The following is a 19,176-nucleotide window of genomic DNA, read 5'->3' as shown; positions in this document are numbered from 1 at the left end:
AAACTGTGTTTTTTAAGAATAAAAAATGTTTTATATAAGCCATAATCCCTTTACTTTAAGATGTTCTATCATTTCCTCTTCGTCAATCAGTCCATTTTTCTCTATGTCGGCTTCTATAGCCTCGATGCGAGCTATGGCTTTTTCTTCGTTGGTAGGTCCCCAGCCAACAAGTGTAGTTTTCTTCTCTTTCATATCTTTCCTGTTTTTAATTTATGGCAAAAATGAAAAGTGTATGTCACCACATTGAATCAGGGTTGGTGGGGTTCATCTGATGAAGGTCACCACATTATTTAATTGATAATCAATAATATGAAATGGAATCACTTATTGCTTAAACAAATCGTCCATCGTAATCTCGCTCTGTATCATGCCGTATTGGGCATTTTTTGCCACTCCGTAAGTCGTAACGAAGGTGAGGTGCAGAGCCTTGCTGGTACCAGTGGTTTCTCTGAACAACTCACGGCGATAGATGATATGCTCTAAATAGGAGGGAGTAATTTTTCTTTGAAGAATTGTTTCACCAGGAAAGTCTTGCCGATGCGTCGTCTTCCATAGACTGCTACGAATTCCGGTTTGTTGGATTCATAGCAATCCTGCAACGTTTTCTGCTCTTCCTTGCGTCCTATTATTTTTTGTAGCATAATGGTAAAGTCTTATTTTATGATAACAATTAGCCCTAAGGCTCTGATATTTGGCTACAAAGATAATGTTTTTATTTGAATTCCGCAAGGGATTTTAGATAAAAATATGCTTGAACTGGGGCGGTAACTCGTTTTTTAAGGCAGTTACCGCCCCATTTCAAGCATGTTTTGTTGAATTTCGGTTCTATTTTTACAGTGATATATTGTTAATAATCAGAAAAACGCTTGTTTTCTGAAATATTATCCGTATCTTTGTACCTAGATTATAAAGAGTAAGATTATGGCTTCAAAGAGATATCCTTTGGGAATACAAACGTTCTCCGAAATCGTGAAGGGGAATTACTTCTATGCTGACAAGACGGCTATCGTCTATCAGTTGGCTCATTATGCCAAGTTTCATTTTCTGAGTCGCCCACGTCGATTCGGAAAATCCTTGTTTGTATCTACTCTCCAGGCTTATTTCGAGGGTAAGAAAGAGTTGTTCAAGGGACTTGCCATCGAACAGATGGAGAAGGAGTGGACGGCATATCCCGTCATTCACCTGGATCTGAGCTGCGGTAAGTATTATAGTTTGGAGAATACTAAAATCATATTAAACAATATTCTTAAAGTTGAAGAGCAGAAATATGGAATAGAAGTTCCTGAATCTGAGCGCGAAGGCTTTGGAATTCGCTTTAGGGATATCTTGCTGGCTGCCACGGCTCAAACCGGTAAACAAGTTGTCGTTCTCATTGATGAGTATGATGCCCCGATGCATGATTCTGTAAGTGACGAAGAATTACAGAAGACCATCCGCAACATCATGCGAGATTTCTTCAGTCCCTTGAAGCAGCAAGAGGGAAACATTCGTTTTGTATTCATCACGGGCATCTCTAAGTTCAGTCAGCTCAGCATCTTCAGCGAGTTGAACAATCTCAAGATTCTCACGTTGAAGGATGAATACAGTAGCTGTTGTGGTATTACCAAGAGTGAATTGTCTCAGTATTTCCGTGAGGGAATTGAGGAGATGGCTGAGCATAATGGGCTTACTTATGAGGAGACCTTAGGGCAACTCAAGCAGCATTATGATGGCTACCATTTCAGTATCAATAGCGAGGATATCTTCAATCCTTACAGCATCATCAATGCATTGGATGATAAAGAGTTTAATAGCTATTGGTTTACATCTGGTACGCCTACGTTCCTGGTAGAGTTGTTGCAGCAGAAAAATTTGGACATGCTCAATCTGGATGATTTGTGGATACAGGCTTCACGTTTTGATACACCTACGGAACGACTCACTGATCCTATTCCGGTTCTTTTCCAAAGTGGCTACCTTACCATTAAAGGATATGAGCGAAGAGGAAAATTGTATCATCTCTGTTTCCCAAATCTAGAAGTAAGACAAGGCTTTTCTGATAGTCTCGTCAGGTATTATACTGCACAAGACATGAACAGATATGATGCCATTGTGTATGCTTATGCCAAGAATGTGCTCGTCAATGACGACATGGGAGCCTTTATGCCTCACTTGAAGGCATTCTATGATAAGTTCCCATATACGATTATCAACAATAATGAGCGTCACTATCAAGCCGTGATATTCACCATCTTCACCATGCTTGGCGAAGATGTGAAGGTGGAGCATAGCACTTCTGATGGAAGAATAGACCTTGTTCTCAAGACGGATAAGAGCATCTTTATCTTTGAGTTGAAATATAAGAAGTCTGCCGACATCGCCATGGCGCAAATCAGCCACAAGGACTATGCCAAGGCTTTTGCCGATGATGGGCGAAAGGTAGTGAAAGTGGGTATTAACTTCTCTGAAAACCAGCGAAGTATAGAGGATTGGGTGATAGAATAAATGATATAGAAGAAAGTTGGTGACCTTCATCAGATGAAGGTCACCACATTGAACAGGAGTTGGTGGGGTTCATCTGATGAAGGTCACCAACTCTCATTAACTCTGTAAAGTAATGTCATTCAGTTAATTATCTTATATAATCACTGCCGTTCCGCTGCACGTTACCATCAGCATGGAGCCGCTGTTGCCCACGGTTTCGTAATCCAGGTCGATGCCCACGATGGCGTTGCAGCCCAGGGATGCGGCACGCTCGGCCATCTCTCTCAGGGCAGTATCCTTGGCCTGGCGGAGGGTGCTTTCGTAAGAACCGCTTCTTCCACCTATCACATCACGGACACTGGCAAAGAAATCCTTAACAAAGTTGGTACCAATGATGGTTTCGCCAGTAACTACGCCACGATATTCACGGATAGGGTGGCCTTCTATGGTTGGAGTTGTACTTAAAATCATAATCTTTTTCCTTTCTTTTTTATGTTATCTATACTATTTATTTATGTAACTATACATGTTATTTTATAGCTTAGACGATAAAATACAGCAAAAGGTTGCAGGAAAAAATAAAAAATATGTAAAAAGCAACAAAAAAGAGCATAAGAAGCACTAGAAGCAAAAAAAGCTCCATTCGCATCATAAAATTGCGAATGGAGCTTTTTGCTGAGAATTAAAAACTTACTTTGTCTCCTGCTCTTCCTGCATATCCAGATACTGGTTGTCCTTGTCGTAGAATTCATACTGGAGGAACGCCAGTTTCTGCGAAGGAATCACATTGAAGCCGAATCCATACTTAAACTGCCATCTGCGCTTCAGGGAAACGAAGCCCTTGTTGATGAAGGCAGCTACATAAGGATTCACATACAAAGTGAACTTCTTGACGCCAATCTTGTTGACTAGGCGGTCGATCTTTCTTTCCAGCTGGTCGGTGAAGAGGATGCTCGACTTGATTTTGCCCGTGCCGAAGCAGGTAGGGCAGGTCTCCTCTACGTTCACGTCCATCGCTGGGCGCACACGCTGGCGGGTAATCTGCATCAGTCCGAACTTGCTCAATGGCAGGATGTTGTGCTTGGCACGGTCCTTCTGCATGTTCTTGCACATGCGCTCATAGAGCAGCTGTCGGTCTTCGGCAAGGTTCATGTCGATGAAATCCACCACGATGATGCCTCCCATATCACGGAGGCGCAACTGTCGGGCCAATTCATCGGCAGCGCCGAGGTTCACGTCGAGAGCATTCGCTTCCTGACCTTTCTCACGAGTGCGGTTGCCGCTGTTCACATCCACCACATGCAGGGCTTCGGTATGCTCAATGATGAGATACGCACCGTGCTTGTAGTTGACAACTCTTCCAAAACCAGCCTTAATCTGCTTGGTGATGCTGAAGTTGTCGAAGATAGGCACCTTTCCGGTGTAGAGCTTGACTATGCCCGCCTTTTCAGGGGCTATTAGAGAAACATAGTCCTTCACCTCGTTCATCACACCTTCGTCGTTGACGAAGATGTTCTCGTAAGATGGGTTAAACAAGTCACGCAAGAGAGCGACGGCTCTTCCGGTCTCCTCGAAGGCGATTTGCGGGCGCTGCTGGGTCTTCTGCACCTTGGCGATAGCATCCTCCCATCGCTTCACCAGGATTTTCAGCTCAGCATCGAGCTCAGCGACACGCTTACCCTCAGCCACAGTGCGGACAATGACACCGCAATTCTTTGGCTTGATGCTGTGAATGAGTTGCTTGAGTCGGGAGCGTTCTTCACCGCTTTTGATTTTCGACGAGACAGAAACTTTGTCACCGAATGGCATGAGTACCAGGTATCGACCTGCGAAAGAGATTTCGCCCGTAAGTCGAGGACCCTTGGTAGAGATTGGTTCTTTAACGATTTGCACCAGCACTTCCTGTCCCGCTTTCAGGACATTCTGAATGCTGCCTTCCTTTTCCAATTCAGGCATTTTGCTGGCTTTAGAGAATGGGAAAAGTTTCTTTCTGTCGCTCTGTACTTGTTTTAGATACTTCTGGTAGGAATTGAAATGACTTCCTAGATCAAGATAATGAAGAAAGGCGTCGCGTTCATAACCCACATCCACGAAGCAAGCGTTAAGTCCTGGCATCAGTTTCTTAACCTTTGCAATGTAGATGTTGCCCACAGAGAACGATGCCTCACGGGGTTCGTTCTGGTATTCCACCAGCTGCTTGTCCTCCATGAGTGCGATAGAGATGTCCTTCTGCTGGACGTCAATTACAACTTCGCTTGTCATACTCTTCAATAATCTTTTTACTTAAAGTTCTACTAATTACACTTTACAAAAAGGGGCATGCCAAACCATGTTGATATGACACGCCCCCTCAGTCTGACGAACCGACTGAGAGCAATGTTAGCTTCTAAATCGAAAGCTTACTTGCTCTTATGTCTGTTCTTACGTAATCTCTTTTTACGCTTGTGAGTAGCCATCTTGTGGCCCTTCTTTTTCTTTCCGTTTGGCATGATTTTAAAATTTTAAAAATATTGTTATTATTAAAAATGATATTATTATCTTTTAATGCAGCGATTGCCCTATTACTGGGCGTTCTGCATCTCCTCTACGAAGCTCTTTGCTGGCTTGAAGCTTGGAAGGTCGTGAGCTGGGATAGTGAGGGTTGTGTTCTTGGAGATGTTACGAGCGGTCTTGGCTGCACGGTGCTTGATGTTGAAGCTGCCGAAACCACGCAAGTAAACGTTCTCCTTGTTCTGGATGAGGCTCTTCTTCACCTCTTCCATGAACGACTCCACTACCATGCCTACTTCTTTCTTTGGCATACCCGTAGCGATTGCTACTTCGTTAATGATATCTGCTTTGGTCATTTCTTCTTTTATTTACTTTTATACTTTAATTATCTCAAATCGGTGTGCAAAGATACAAGTTTTTTGCGATATAACAAAATAGTTCGGGCTTTTTTTTGAAAAAAAATGCTCTAAGTATTTGCATATTAGGTTTTTATTATGTATTTTTGCACAAAAATAGGGAAATTATGGGTTTTAAGAGATATTTTTTGCTTTTCATAGGAGTGGCTTTCAGCGTGTTGTCGCTGGCTGCCAGCAGGGAGTGGAGCGCACAGAATGTGCCGATTCCGTTCCTCAAAGACTCCACGCAGTATGTTTCCGATCCGGATGGATTGGTGGGGAAGGCGCAGAAGGATTCTGCCAACCTATACCTGCAGAAGCTGAAACTGGAGTGTGGGGTGCAGAACGTGCTCATCATCGTGGGCAAGGTGGAGAACCAGGATGCCTTCCGCATGGCGCAGGATGTGGGCAACAAGTATGGCATCGGATATAAGAAGAGCCGAAGAGGACTGGTCATCGTCATCGCAGTGGAAGACCATAAGTATTTCATTGCTCCGGGTAGCGGACTGGAAGGCGAGCTGACGGATGTGGATTGCGACGACATTGCCCGTGCCTGCATCGTGAAATACATGCGAGAGGATGACCCCGGCGAGGCTGTGGCATCAGTGAGCCGTGCTATATATAATAAGGTGAAGAGCGGACGCACCGGAATCGAATCGGTAGACGAGGGTACGGTGAATGGAGAAGAAGACTGGGCGCTGGTTATCATCCTCTTCCTTCTCTTCTTCGGAGTTCCGATTTATTACCTCGTCAGATATATCCTGGAGCAGGTGGGTGTGCTGAAACCAAAACCTAAGGGAAAGGGTAGAAGCCAGAATAGAAGAAGAAATGATGACGACGACTGGTTGCCGCCGTTCTTCATGGGAGGAGGCGGCTTCTCCGGAGGTGGTGGAGGCGGCTTCTCGGGCGGATCCTTCGGCGGCGGTAGCTTCTCTGGCGGCGGATCCGGAGGAAGCTGGTGATAGTTAAAAGTTGATAGTTTATAGTTGAAAGTTGATAGTTTACGCAGGTAATCACTAATCACTAATCAATAAACACTAATATAATAATGTATAATCAATAAATAAAAGAGAATTATGAAGAAAACAGGATGGATCATCTTAGGCGTCATCGTAGTGTTGGTGCTGTGGGTGTTCAGTGGTTATAATGGAATGGTGAGTGAGCAGGAGGCTGCTACCACCGAGTTGTCTAACATGCAGGCTCAGTATCAGCGCCGTGCCGACATGATGCCTCAGCTGGCAAAGATAGTGAAGGCGTATGCCAAGCATGAGAAGGAGACCTTCGAGGAGGTGACCAAGGCTCGCGCCTCTGTGGGACAGGTGAAACTGGATGTAAACAACCTTACCGAGGCTAGCATGAAGCAGTATGCTGCTGCCCAGGGCGAGTTGGCGAATGCCTTTTCCAAGCTGATGCTGGTGGCAGAAAGATATCCTGAGCTGAAGGCGAGTGAGAACTTCAAGGCCCTTCAGGTTCAGGAGGAAGGCACCGAGAATCGCATCAGCGAGGCACGCCGCAAGTACAACGAGGCGGTACAGTCGTATAATCAGACCATTAGAAAGATGCCTAACGCCATCATCGCCGGTCTCTTCCATTTCAATGTGATGCCAAAGTTCGAGGCAGCCGCAGGCGCCGAGAAGGCACCGGATTTGGATATCTAGTCACCGGATGAACCAGTAAGGAATCCGGCCAAAGGGAGATAAACATCCTTTTGGCTGGATTTTTTTGTTTTCGCCCCCTTTCAATCTGTTACTATCGCAATATTTTATATATATTTTGTAGTTCAGATGAATCATATTTCAGATTTTCTTTGTATCTTTGCACAAAATTTGAGAAAAGTGATAGAAATGTCACGAAAATAATTGAAATTTCAATAAGGTTAATACAAATATGAAACAAACAAAGATTGTCGCTTCCATCAGCGATCGTAGATGCGATCAGGATTTCATCCGCAAACTCTTTTTTGCTGGCATGAACGTGGTTCGTATGAACACCGCACATGCCACAGAGGAAGGTATCCGCAACATTGTAAAGAACGTTAGAGCCGTATCTCCACACATCGGTATCATGATTGATACCAAGGGACCAGAGGTGCGTACCACCGACGTGAAGGAGCCTATACTGTATCATACTGGTGACGTGGTGAAAATCTTCGGTCGCCCAGAGATGGAGTCGTCTCACGACATCGTGAACCTGAGCTATCCTGATATTGCTGCCGATGTAAAGGTGGGCGATGACATCTTGTTTGATGACGGTGAGCTCGACATGAAGGTCATGGAGGTGCAGGGACCTATGCTCGTGGCTGAGGTGCAGAACGAGGGTGTACTCGGTGCGCACAAGAGCGTGAACGTGCCAGGCGAGCACATCGACCTGCCTGCACTCACGGCAAAGGACCGCCGCAACATCGAACTTGCCATCGAGCTCGACATCGACTTCATCGCTCACTCCTTCGTGCGCAATGCCGCTGATGTAAAGGCCGTTCAGGATATCCTCGATGCTCACAACAGCGATATCAAGATCATCTCAAAGATTGAGAACCAGGAAGGTGTTGACAACATCGACGAGATCATCGACGCCTGCTACGGTATCATGATTGCCCGTGGTGACCTGGGTATCGAGGTGCCTATCGAGAAGATTCCTGGCATCCAGCGCCGCATCATCACCAAGTGCGTGAAGGCCCAGAAGCCAGTAATCGTGGCTACACAGATGCTCCACACCATGATCAAGAACCCTCGTCCTACCCGTGCCGAGGTAACCGATATCGCCAATGCTATCTTCTATCGCACCGACGCCCTGATGCTTTCAGGCGAAACGGCAAGCGGTAAGTATCCGGTAGAGGCTGTGCAGACCATGGCCCGCATTGCCGAGCAGGCAGAGAAGGATAAGTCGCCACTGAACGACATCAACCCAATGGAGGATGGCAAGATAGACCAGAAACTCTTCCTGGCTCACGCAGCCATCGAGGCTACCAAGCAGTTGGGCGTAGCAGGTATCATCACCGACGGTGAGACCGGTCAGACCGCCCGCGACCTTGCCGCCTTCCGTGGTCCGAACCCAGTGCTTGCCATCTGCTACAAGGAGAAGCTTCAGCGCTGGCTGAACCTGAGCTACGGTATCATCCCAATCCATCAGAAAGACTACGTGTCTTCAAAGGATATGTTTACTGCAGCGGTACGCATGCTTCGCCAGAAGGGCTACCTTGACGAAGAGGATAAGATAGCTTACCTGAGTGGTAGTTTCGGAGAAGGCGGCGGCACCACTTTCGTTGAAATCAACAAGGTGAAGAAGATTTTCGATAATAGTTATACCTTTAATTTGCCTTCAAATGGCGTTGAAGACAAGTAAAAAGGCTCTTATTTTCTAAAAAATAATACGTTTCAGTAAATATTGGTGCAAAATATTTGCATCATTCAAAAAAATGCTGTAATTTTGCACCGATATTTTATAAACGAAATTTGTTGATAATGAAAAAATTCATCTATTCAGCGCTTGTCGCTTTAACAATGGTCTTGATGCTCGGCAGTTGCGGTAGCACCAAGAACGTGGCTTATTTTCAAAATGCAGATTCTATCAGTTTGGCGGCTTCTAAGATGCTTTACGAGGCTAAGATCATGCCAAAGGACGAGTTGACCATCACCGTCATTACTACAGACCCTCAGGCTGCCATGCCTTTCAACCTCTCGGTTTCACAGACCCTCGGCACTGGTGGCCAGTTGAGTTATGGCAGCGGTTCCTTGCAGGGTTATCTGGTTGACAATGCCGGCAATATCGAGTTTCCGGTTGTGGGTACCCTGCATGTAGGCGGCTTGACCAAGAAGCAGGCTGAGGACCTCATCAAGAGTAAGGTGAAGCCTTACTTGTCAGAACAGGAAAATCCAATCGTTACCGTGAGAATGGGTAGCTACCATGTTTCTGTGCTCGGCGAAGTTGAAAAGCCAGGCATCATCTATGCTCCACAGGAGAAGATGAGCGTGCTCGAGGCTTTGGCACAGTGTGGCGACTTGACTATCTATGGTAAGCGTGATAACGTGCTGCTCATCCGTCAGGATGCAGCAGGAGAGAAGCATACTTATCGCATGAACCTGAATGATGCAAACATCATTAACTCTCCATTCTACTATCTGCAGCAGAACGACATTATCTATGTAGAGCCTAACAAGGTGAAGGCACAGAACTCTGCCATCGGCTCTTCTACCACATTGTGGTTCTCTGCTGTGGGTACATTGATTTCTATCGCATCGTTGATTGTCAACATCTTGCGATAAGAAAAACGTTTGAATAGGGAACAAGGTCAGGATTAACGAACGGAATTACAACATAAAAGATTATAAGAAAATGTGTGGCATTGTAGGATATTTAGGTAAGGGCGAGGCTTATCCTGCCCTTATTAAAGGCTTGAAGCGCCTGGAGTATCGCGGATACGACAGCGCAGGTGTAGCCCTTATAAGTGATGATGGCTCTTTGAACGTGTATAAGGCAAAGGGCAAGGTGGCAGATCTGGAAGCGTTCTGCTCGGATAAGGATATTTCTGGACATGTGGGTATCGCTCATACTCGTTGGGCTACTCACGGAGAGCCTTCTGCAGTGAATGCTCATCCTCATTATTCTTCAAGCAAGAACCTCGCCATGATTCACAATGGTATCATCGAGAACTATGCCGATATCAAGAAAAACCTGATTTCCAAGGGTGTGGAGTTCAAGAGCGAAACCGATACAGAGGTGCTCGTTCAGCTCATCGAATACATCCAGGTAAAGAAGGAACTTGATCTGTTGACTGCCGTTCAGGTGGCATTGCGTCAGGTGATCGGTGCATACGCCATCGCTATTCTTGACAAGCGTAACCCTAATCAGATTATTGCAGCGCGCAAGCAGAGCCCATTGGTAGTAGGTATCGGCGAGAACGGCGAGTTCTATCTCGGTTCGGATGCCAGCCCTATCATCGAATATACCGACAAGGTGGTTTACCTGGAAGATGGCAACATTGCTGTGATGCGCCTCGGTGAGGAATTGCAGGTGGTGAACAGCCAGAACGTGAAACTCAACCCTGAGGTACAGACCGTGGATATCGACCTCGGTCAGATAGAGAAGGGCGGTTTCCCTCACTTCATGCTGAAGGAAATCTTCGAACAGCCTGAGTGCCTGCGCAACTGTATGCGTGGCCGTGTGGTGAGCCGCACGGTGGAGACCCGCGTGATGACCGACGGCGACGATTCTACCAGCAAGACGGAGACGGAGATGGGCGTAGTGCTCAGTTCCATCACCGACCATCGTCAGCAGCTCCTCAATGCCAAGCGAATCATCATCGTGGCTTGTGGAACATCATGGCACGCCGGACTCATCGGCAAGCAGATGATTGAAAACTACTGCCGCATTCCGGTGGAAGTGGAATATGCATCAGAGTTCCGTTACCGCAATCCTGTGGTAACCAAGGACGACGTGGTTATTGCCATCTCGCAGAGTGGTGAAACCGCTGATACCCTGGCTGCCATCAAGCTTGCCAAGGAAAATGGTGCGTTCATCTATGGTATCTGTAATTCCATCGGCTCTTCCATCGCCCGTGAAACAGATACCGGTACCTACATTCACGTAGGTCCGGAAATCGGTGTTGCCTCTACCAAGGCATTCACCGGTCAGGTTACCGTTCTCATCCTCCTGGCACTCGCCATCGGTAAGGAGAGAGGTACCATCAGCGAAAGCGAATACCAGAAGATTACAGAGCAGCTCTGGAACATCCCTTCAAAGATGAAGGAAGTGTTGAAGCTGAACAATAAGATAGCTGACTTGAGCCGTACGTTTACATACGCTCGCAATTTCATCTATCTGGGCCGCGGATTCCAGTATCCTGTAGCCCTGGAAGGTGCATTGAAGTTGAAGGAGATTAGCTACATCCACGCTGAAGGTTATCCTGCAGCGGAGATGAAGCATGGCCCTATTGCATTGATTGACAGCGATATGCCTGTGGTAGTTATTGCTACCCACAACTTCATGTACGAGAAGGTCTTGTCTAATATCCAGGAGATTAAAGCCCGTCAGGGCCGTGTCATTGCCATTGTGAGCAAGGGTGACGAAACCATCTCTAAGATTGCCGACGAAGTGATTGAACTCCCTGAGACCTTGGAGTGCCTGGAGCCATTATTGGCTACCATTCCTTTGCAGCTCCTGGCTTACCATGTAGCTGTATGCAAGGGCAAGGATGTTGACCAACCTAGAAACTTGGCCAAGTCAGTTACTGTCGAATAAAAGATAAAGGGAATCGTCGTTTCTTGACGTTTCCCTTTTTTTGGAGGGATATCCCTCGCAATAGGTATATTCAAATTTAACTAATTAAGATAAAGGATAATAGTGAGATGGAACCATTGAAACATGAATGTGGCGTAGCAATGATCAGATTGCTCAAGCCACTGGAGTATTACCAGCAGAAGTACGGCACCTGGATGTACGCACTTAACAAGCTCTATCTGATGATGGAGAAGCAGCACAACCGTGGACAGGAGGGTGCTGGTATGGCTTGTGTTAAACTGGGCGGAAAGCCTGGACATGAGTATATGTTTCGTGAGCGTGCAGAGGGCAAGAACGCCGTGACCGAGATTTTCGGTAAGGCGAATGCCAACTTCAAGGACTTGACTCCCGAGCAGCTTGCAGATGCTAAGTTTGCCAAAGAGGAACTGCCTTTCGCAGGCGAACTCTACATGGGACACCTGCGCTACAGCACCACCGGAAAGAGTGGCATCCAGTATGTGCACCCATTCCTGCGCCGCAACAACTGGAAGGCGAAGAACCTCTGTCTTTGCGGCAACTTCAACATGACCAACGTAGATGAAATCTTCGAGGAGCTGACCAAGCAGGGTCAGAGTCCACGCATCTACAGCGACACCTACATCATGCTTGAACTGATGGGCCACCGCCTGGACAGAGAGGTGGAGCGCAACTTCGTGGCTGCAAAGGCGATGGAGATGGAGAACACCGACATCACCAACTACATCGAAGACCACGTGAAGATGAGCAATGTGCTCAAGACCACGATGAAGGACTTCGACGGCGGTTATGTGGTCTGCGGTATCACCGGTTCGGGCGAGATGTTCTCCATGCGCGACCCTTGGGGCATCCGTCCTGCTTTCTACTACAAGAACGATGAAATCGTAGTAGTAGCCAGCGAGCGCCCTGTACTTCAGACCACCTTCGACCTGGAGGCAGAGGATGTGCAGGAGCTGATGCCGGGCACGGCACTTCTCGTGAAGAAGAACGGCGAGTGCAGCATCGAGCGCATCATGGAGCAGAAGGGCGATTCAGCCTGCTCATTCGAGCGCATCTACTTCAGCCGTGGTTCCGACAAGGATATCTACCAGGAGCGTAAGCAGTTGGGCGAGCAGTTGACCCAGCCTATCCTGAAAGCTGTGGATTATGATGTGGATCACACCGTGTTCAGCTATATCCCGAACACAGCCGAGGTGGCTTACTATGGAATGTTGAGCGGTTTCAAGAAGTATCTCAATGAAAGCAAGATAGAACAGATTGCCAACCTCGACCATATTCCATCTAAGGAAGAATTATACGATATTCTCGGCGATTTCGTCCGTTCGGAGAAGATAGCATGGAAGGATATCAAGCTCCGTACCTTCATCACCGAGGGCAACAGCCGCAACGACCTGGCGAGCCACGTGTATGATGTAACCTACGGAAGCGTCGAGCCGAATGTGGATAATCTCGTTATCATCGACGACAGTATCGTGCGCGGTACAACCCTGAAGGAGAGCATCCTGCGCATCCTCGACCGTCTGCATCCTAAGAAGATTGTAGTCGTATCCAGTGCCCCTCAGATTCGCTATCCGGATTATTACGGCATCGATATGGCAAGACTGGAAGAGTTCTGCGTGTTCCGTGCAGCCATCCAGCTGCTGAAAGACAGAAAGATGGAGGACCTCATCGAGCAGACCTACGAGGCATGCAAGGCAGAACTTGCCAAGCCTAAGGAAGAGCAGGTGAACCCGGTGCGTGCCATCTACAAGCCATTCACCATCGAGGAAATCAACGAGAAGATAGTAGAGATGCTTCGCCCAGAGGGCATGACTACTCCTATCCAGCTCGTGTTCCAGAGCATCGAGGGTCTGCGCGAGGCGATTCCAAACCACAAGGGCGACTGGTATTTCACCGGTCATTATCCAACCCCAGGCGGCACGAAACTCTGCAACCAGTCGTTTGTGAACTATATCGAAAACGTTTATCATAAATAAGTGAAGAGTGAAGAACGAAGAGTGAAGAATTCATTTGCTCTTATAAGTATGAAATAAAAGAATCAAATGTCAGATATGAAAAAAGTAACCTTAGTTTTGAGCGATGGAACCAAGTTCCATGGCAAATCTTTTGGATATGATGCTCCTGTAGCGGGCGAGGTTGTGTTCAACACAGCCATGATGGGATATCCAGAGAGTTTGACCGACCCTTCTTACGCCGGTCAGTTGATGACACTTACATTCCCTCTCGTGGGTAACTATGGTGTGCCACCATTTACTTTTGAGGAGAATGGTTTGCCAACCTTCATGGAGAGTGACAAGATTTATGCTTCTGCCATCATCGTGAATGATTACAGCGAGCAGTACAGCCACTGGAATGCAGTGGAGAGTCTTGCCGACTGGTTGAAGCGCGAAAAGGTGCCAGGAATCACAGGCATCGATACCCGTGAGTTGACTAAGGTGCTTCGTGAGCATGGTGTGATGATGGGTAAGATTCTCTTTGATGATGAACCAGACAACATCCCTGAGGCTAACTACGAGGGTGTAAACTTCGTTGACCAGGTGAGCTGCAAGGAGATTATCCGTTACAACGAGGGTGCCGGCAAGAAGGTGGTACTCGTTGACTGTGGTGTGAAGGCAAACATCATCCGTTGCCTCATCAACAGAGGTGTTGAGGTGATCCGTGTGCCTTGGAATTACGATTACACCGATATGGACTTCGACGGACTGTTCCTTGCCAATGGTCCTGGCGACCCAGACATGTGTGAGGATGCTGTGAATATTATTCGCAAGCAGATTAGCCAAAGCCGCAAGCCTATCTGCGGTATCTGTATGGGTAACCAGTTGCTTTCAAAGGCAGCCGGTGCTACCATTTACAAGTTGAAGTATGGTCACCGTTCACACAACCAGCCAGTGCGCATGGTAGGAACCAACAATTGCTACATCACCTCTCAGAACCACGGTTATGCCGTTGATGCCAAGACATTGGGCAACGATTGGGAGGAACTCTTTGTAAATATGAATGATGGCTCTAACGAGGGTATCCGCCACAAGGTGAACCCTTGGTTCTCAAGCCAGTTCCACCCAGAGGCTTGCTCAGGCCCTGTGGATACAGAGTTCATGTTTGATAAGTTTGTAGAAACACTTAAATAATTAGGAATAAAGATGAAAGACGAAAATATAAAGAAGGTGCTCCTCTTAGGTTCTGGAGCCTTGAAGATCGGTGAAGCAGGTGAGTTCGACTACTCAGGTTCGCAGGCCCTGAAGGCATTGCGCGAGGAAGGTATCGAGACTGTGCTCATCAACCCGAATATCGCAACCGTACAGACATCAGAAGGTGTTGCCGACCAGATTTACTTCCTGCCAGTGCAGCCTTACTTCGTAGAGCGTGTCATCCAGAAGGAGAAGCCAGACGGTATCCTCCTCAGCTTCGGTGGTCAGACTGCCCTCAACTGTGGTGTGGAACTCTATCGCCAGGGCATCCTGGAGAAATATAATGTCAAGGTATTGGGTACTCCTGTTCAGGCTATCATGGATACTGAGGACCGTGAGCTCTTCGTAGAGAAGCTGGATGAAATCAACGTGAAGACCATCAAGAGCGAGGCTTGCGAGAACATCGAGCAGGCCCGCAAGGCTGCTGCCGAGCTCGGCTATCCTGTCATCATCCGTGCTGCTTACGCCTTGGGTGGACTCGGTTCTGGTTTCGCTGACAACGAGGAGGAGCTGAACAAGCTCGCTGAGAAGGCCTTCTCATTCTCTCCACAGGTATTGGTAGAGAAGAGCTTGAAGGGCTGGAAAGAGATTGAGTATGAGGTGGTTCGCGACCGTTACGACAACTGTATCACAGTTTGTAACATGGAGAACTTCGACCCACTGGGCATCCATACCGGTGAGAGTATCGTCATCGCTCCATCTCAGACCCTGAGCAATGCAGAGTATCATAAGCTTCGTGCCCTCGCCATCAAGATTATCCGTCACATCGGAATCGTGGGTGAGTGTAACGTGCAGTATGCCTTCGACCCTAAGAGCGAGGACTATCGCGTTATCGAGGTGAATGCCCGCTTGAGCCGTTCATCTGCCTTGGCTTCTAAGGCTACCGGTTATCCTCTTGCCTTCGTTGCAGCCAAGCTCGGTATGGGTTACGGTCTGTTCGAGTTGAAGAACTCTGTAACCAAGACCACATCAGCTTTCTTCGAGCCAGCATTGGACTACGTGGTTTGTAAGATTCCACGTTGGGACTTGTCTAAGTTCCGTGGCGTAGATAAGGAGTTGGGTTCATCTATGAAGTCAGTAGGTGAGGTAATGGCCATCGGCCGCAACTTCGAGGAGGCTATCCAGAAGGGTCTTCGTATGATTGGTCAGGGCATGCACGGCTTCGTAGAGAACAAGGAGCTTGAAATCGATGATATCGATGCAGCTTTGCGCGAGCCAACAGATAAGCGTGTGTTCGTGATTTCAAAGGCAATGCACAAGGGCTATACCGTAGAACAGATTCACGACTTGACCAAGATTGACAAGTGGTTCCTCGAGAAGTTGAAGCACATCATCGACATCGACGAGGCGATGAAGAAGTGCAACATCAATACGCTTGATCAGGATTTGCTCCGTACCGCTAAGGTTTATGGTTTCACCGACTTCCAGGTTGCTCGTGCCGTGGGCTTGGAGCAGGAGTTGGGCAACATGCACAAGGCAGCCCTGCTGGTTCGCAATAAGCGCAAGAGCTATGGCATCCTGCCTGTAGTGAAGCAGATTGATACCCTGGCAGCAGAGTATCCTGCTCAGACCAACTACCTCTATGTAACTTACGCAGGCGTGAAGAGTGACATCACCTTCGAGAACGACCACCGTTCTATCATCGTACTCGGTTCAGGTGCTTACCGCATCGGTTCTTCCGTAGAGTTCGACTGGTGTGGCGTTCAGGCATTGAACACCATCCGCAAGGAAGGCTGGCGCTCAGTGATGATCAACTACAACCCAGAGACCGTTTCTACCGACTACGATATGTGCGACCGTCTCTACTTCGACGAGTTGACCTTCGAGCGTGTGATGGATATCATCGAGATGGAGCAGCCTCATGGCGTCATCGTATCTACCGGTGGTCAGATTCCAAACAATCTGGCTATGCACCTGGATGCACAGAACGTGCCAATTCTGGGTACTGCTGCCAAGGATATTGATAACGCTGAGGACCGTGCCAAGTTCTCTCAGATGTTGACCAACAACGGCATCAACCAGCCAGAGTGGAGCGCCCTGACCTCTATGGAGGACATCGACAACTTCATCGAGCGTGTTGGCTTCCCAGTATTGGTTCGTCCTAGCTACGTGCTTTCTGGTGCTGCGATGAACGTATGTTCTAACGAGGAAGAGCTGAAGCGATTCCTGCAGTTGGCTGCCAACGTGAGTGAGGATCACCCAGTGGTAGTAAGTAAGTTTATCGAACATGCCAAGGAGATTGAGATGGATGCAGTGGCAAAGAATGGCGAGGTGATTGCCTATGCGATTTCCGAGCACATCGAGTTTGCCGGTGTTCACTCAGGTGATGCAACCATCCAGTTCCCTCCTCAGAAGTTGTATGTTGAGACAGTTCGTCGTGTGAAGCGAGTAGGTCGTCAGATTGCCAAGGAGTTGCACATCAACGGTCCGTTCAACATCCAGTTCATGGCTCGTGACAATGATATTCTCGTTATCGAGTGTAACTTGCGTGCCAGCCGTTCGTTCCCATTCGTGAGCAAGGTATTGAAGATCAACCTCATCGAGTTGGCTACCCGCGTGATGCTCGGTTTGCCGGTAGAGAAGCCACACAAGAATCTCTTCGATCTCGACTATGTAGGTATCAAGGCATCTCAGTTCAGCTTCAACCGTCTGCAGAAGGCAGACCCTGTATTGGGTGTGGATATGAGTTCTACCGGTGAGGTAGGTTGCTTGGGCGACGATACATCTACCGCACTTCTGAAGAGTATGCTTTCTGTGGGTCATCGCATTCCAGCCAAGAACATCCTGCTTTCTACTGGTTCTGCCAAGCAGAAGGTAGATTTGCTCGATGCTGCCCAGATGCTGGTTAAGCATGGTTACAAGCTGTATGCAACCGGTGGTAGTAGCAAGTTCCTCACCGAGAACGGCATTGAGAACACCCGTGTGCTCTGGCCATCAGAGGAGGCAGAAGGCGGTGCACCTAAGGCTTTGGAGATGCTCCACAACCATGAGATTGATATGGTAGTAAATATTCCGAAGAACTTGACCAGCAGCGAGTTGAGCAATGGTTACAAGATTCGTCGTGCAGCCATCGACCTGAACGTGCCATTGATTACCAACAGCCGTCTGGCGAGTGCATTCATCTATGCATTCTGCACCACTAAGCTCGAGGATATCGACATCAAGGCTTGGGGAGAGTATAAATAGTTGATAGTTAATAGTTAAGAATTGATAGTTAGTAGTTAAGAATTGACAGTTAAGTCATTCTTGATGATTTCCAATAGAAAAATCCCTGCTGTAGGAAAGGCTTCCTATGGCAGGGATTTTTTATTATTTGTATAACTATTTTTTGCACATATCCTCAGCTACCATCATAGCTACATTTTGCGTATTGGGAAGTTTGTATGGACGATGGCTCTGTGTTGTGGTAATGATGTCATCACCAAGAACCGTTGCCATCTTTGCGATTGTAGCTAATGTGAGATTATGTGTTCCACTCAACCAACGACTCACTTCTGTTTCTGTCTTGCCAAGTGCCTTTGCGAAATCACGCTGTTTCATATTTCGTTCCTGTAATAGTTCAAAGACTCTGTTGGCAATAGCAACGCATAAGTCGACTTGTTTGTTTGTGTCCGCAGGAGTTGACTTGCGGATTTCATCCATCAGTTTATTTGTTTTCATATTAAATCCTCCTTGTTATAGTCGATATCTATAGTCAATTCAAGTGGTCCATGTAAATATGTACCATTGATTGTTATAATTCTTTTATTCTCAAGTTTCTTTATAATGATGTCTATCTTTTGTAAGTTTCGTACGGCTCTATGCAGATTTACATCTTCTTGATATGTTTGCGTTTTCTTTATACCACCATTTCCTAAGATTAAAATCTTATGACTGATATTAAGGCAATACAATCTTAAATTAGATGTATCAAGATGAGAGGGTAGTGCCATCACCCTGTCACGTTTGCTTCCTTCATATCTGAAGAATCTATCTTCTGCACCATTTTCTTTGATAATATCAATCCTTCTAATGAGGATTTGTACATCTTGGGCATATTGGTCCTTATAGGTGAGAAGGAATTTCTCAAATTCGGTATATTCCTCACCCTCGAATCTTGGAGAATAAAGGCTGACTTTTTCTCCAGTTTCCAATAGCTCTATTAATAAGTTCTTTTCCATATAACTTATATTTTTGCTGCAAAGATAAACATAAAAGTTGATTTTTGCAAGAATATTATGTTAAACTTTACTTTTATGTTCATCTTTTTATAATAGCGTGCATAATCCTCCTTGAAGTTTTTCGATTTGTTAGTTTATAAACTTAGAAGTTTATAATATTGATGCTTAGCTATTTGCCATTTGATAAAACTGCAAAGAAATTATGTCGAATTGTGAGTGTAATAATAA

At 46.8% G+C, this 19,176-nt stretch carries 17 protein-coding genes; 10 read left to right on the top strand and 7 right to left on the bottom strand.

Translation table 11 applies throughout. From position 1 onward, the window contains the following. Positions 1–30 precede the first annotated feature (30 nt). Positions 31–192 carry a hypothetical protein gene (locus V8Z93_RS11505; RefSeq protein WP_439431574.1) on the bottom strand — a complete coding sequence of 54 codons (162 nt, stop codon included), beginning with the start codon at positions 190–192 and terminating at the stop codon, positions 31–33. A 117-nt stretch (positions 193–309) separates the two neighbouring features. Between V8Z93_RS11505 and V8Z93_RS11500 the strand changes: the two genes are divergently transcribed. Then, positions 310–483 (top strand): hypothetical protein, encoded by a 174-nt coding sequence (locus tag V8Z93_RS11500; protein ID WP_439431573.1) that lies wholly within the window; start codon positions 310–312, stop codon positions 481–483. Here V8Z93_RS11500 and V8Z93_RS11495 read toward each other — a convergent pair. Beyond that, positions 480–641 (bottom strand): ATP-binding protein, encoded by a 162-nt coding sequence (locus tag V8Z93_RS11495; RefSeq protein WP_293518957.1) that lies wholly within the window; start codon positions 639–641, stop codon positions 480–482. The genes V8Z93_RS11500 and V8Z93_RS11495 overlap by 4 nt on opposite strands. A gap of 280 nt (positions 642–921) precedes the next feature. On the opposite strand from V8Z93_RS11495, the gene V8Z93_RS11490 reads away from it, so the two are divergent. After that, a complete protein-coding gene (locus V8Z93_RS11490) occupies positions 922–2,484 on the top strand; it encodes an AAA family ATPase (protein WP_439431572.1) in 1,563 nt (520 codons plus the stop codon). A 132-nt stretch (positions 2,485–2,616) separates the two neighbouring features. On the opposite strand, the gene V8Z93_RS11485 is transcribed toward V8Z93_RS11490, so the two are convergent. From V8Z93_RS11485 to V8Z93_RS11475, 3 genes are all read right to left on the bottom strand, one after another. Then, positions 2,617–2,934, bottom strand: coding sequence for a heavy metal-binding domain-containing protein (locus tag V8Z93_RS11485; protein ID WP_439431571.1), 318 nt, complete (start codon positions 2,932–2,934; stop codon positions 2,617–2,619). A 219-nt stretch (positions 2,935–3,153) separates the two neighbouring features. Then, positions 3,154–4,725, bottom strand: coding sequence for an Rne/Rng family ribonuclease (locus tag V8Z93_RS11480; RefSeq protein ID WP_439431570.1), 1,572 nt, complete (start codon positions 4,723–4,725; stop codon positions 3,154–3,156). Between the two features lie 299 nt (positions 4,726–5,024). Further along, the gene (locus V8Z93_RS11475; RefSeq protein WP_203039826.1) at positions 5,025–5,309 is read right to left on the bottom strand and encodes an HU family DNA-binding protein; all 285 of its coding nucleotides are present in this window, start codon (positions 5,307–5,309) and stop codon (positions 5,025–5,027) included. 188 nt (positions 5,310–5,497) lie between these two features. On the opposite strand from V8Z93_RS11475, the gene V8Z93_RS11470 reads away from it, so the two are divergent. The 8 genes from V8Z93_RS11470 to carB all read left to right on the top strand — a co-directional run bounded on the left by V8Z93_RS11470 (position 5,498) and on the right by carB (position 17,974). Then, positions 5,498–6,310, top strand: coding sequence for a TPM domain-containing protein (locus tag V8Z93_RS11470; protein WP_439431569.1), 813 nt, complete (start codon positions 5,498–5,500; stop codon positions 6,308–6,310). A gap of 114 nt (positions 6,311–6,424) precedes the next feature. Continuing rightward, a complete protein-coding gene (locus V8Z93_RS11465) occupies positions 6,425–7,006 on the top strand; it encodes a LemA family protein (protein ID WP_439431568.1) in 582 nt (193 codons plus the stop codon). A gap of 229 nt (positions 7,007–7,235) precedes the next feature. Then, positions 7,236–8,690, top strand: a complete 1,455-nt coding sequence (gene pyk, locus V8Z93_RS11460; protein WP_439431567.1) for a pyruvate kinase — start codon at positions 7,236–7,238, stop codon at positions 8,688–8,690. A 119-nt stretch (positions 8,691–8,809) separates the two neighbouring features. Continuing rightward, positions 8,810–9,610, top strand: coding sequence for a polysaccharide biosynthesis/export family protein (locus V8Z93_RS11455; protein ID WP_203039818.1), 801 nt, complete (start codon positions 8,810–8,812; stop codon positions 9,608–9,610). Positions 9,611–9,680: 70 nt separating this feature from the next. Beyond that, entirely contained in the window at positions 9,681–11,585 is a 1,905-nt protein-coding gene (glmS, locus tag V8Z93_RS11450; protein ID WP_218413362.1) for a glutamine--fructose-6-phosphate transaminase (isomerizing), read from the top strand. A gap of 107 nt (positions 11,586–11,692) precedes the next feature. Further along, positions 11,693–13,576 (top strand): amidophosphoribosyltransferase, encoded by a 1,884-nt coding sequence (locus V8Z93_RS11445; RefSeq protein ID WP_439431566.1) that lies wholly within the window; start codon positions 11,693–11,695, stop codon positions 13,574–13,576. Between the two features lie 75 nt (positions 13,577–13,651). Beyond that, positions 13,652–14,728: a glutamine-hydrolyzing carbamoyl-phosphate synthase small subunit gene (carA, locus tag V8Z93_RS11440; protein WP_040553026.1), complete on the top strand. Its 1,077-nt coding sequence runs from the start codon at positions 13,652–13,654 to the stop codon at positions 14,726–14,728. Between the two features lie 12 nt (positions 14,729–14,740). Then, positions 14,741–17,974, top strand: coding sequence for a carbamoyl-phosphate synthase (glutamine-hydrolyzing) large subunit (gene carB / locus V8Z93_RS11435; protein WP_439431565.1), 3,234 nt, complete (start codon positions 14,741–14,743; stop codon positions 17,972–17,974). Between the two features lie 135 nt (positions 17,975–18,109). Here carB and V8Z93_RS11430 read toward each other — a convergent pair whose 3' ends face one another. Both V8Z93_RS11430 and V8Z93_RS11425 read right to left on the bottom strand, forming a co-directional pair. Then, positions 18,110–18,448 (bottom strand): helix-turn-helix domain-containing protein, encoded by a 339-nt coding sequence (locus V8Z93_RS11430; protein WP_117664301.1) that lies wholly within the window; start codon positions 18,446–18,448, stop codon positions 18,110–18,112. Further along, positions 18,445–18,948 (bottom strand): hypothetical protein, encoded by a 504-nt coding sequence (locus V8Z93_RS11425; protein ID WP_439431564.1) that lies wholly within the window; start codon positions 18,946–18,948, stop codon positions 18,445–18,447. Before V8Z93_RS11425 ends, V8Z93_RS11430 begins: the two co-directional genes overlap by 4 nt. Between the last annotated feature and the right edge of the window lie 228 nt (positions 18,949–19,176).

This window comes from Segatella copri (genome assembly GCF_051861805.1).
Lineage (GTDB): Bacteria > Bacteroidota > Bacteroidia > Bacteroidales > Bacteroidaceae > Prevotella > Prevotella copri_M.
Note: the sequence above shows the minus strand (reverse complement) of the source record. Positions and strands in the feature narration are given on the sequence as shown.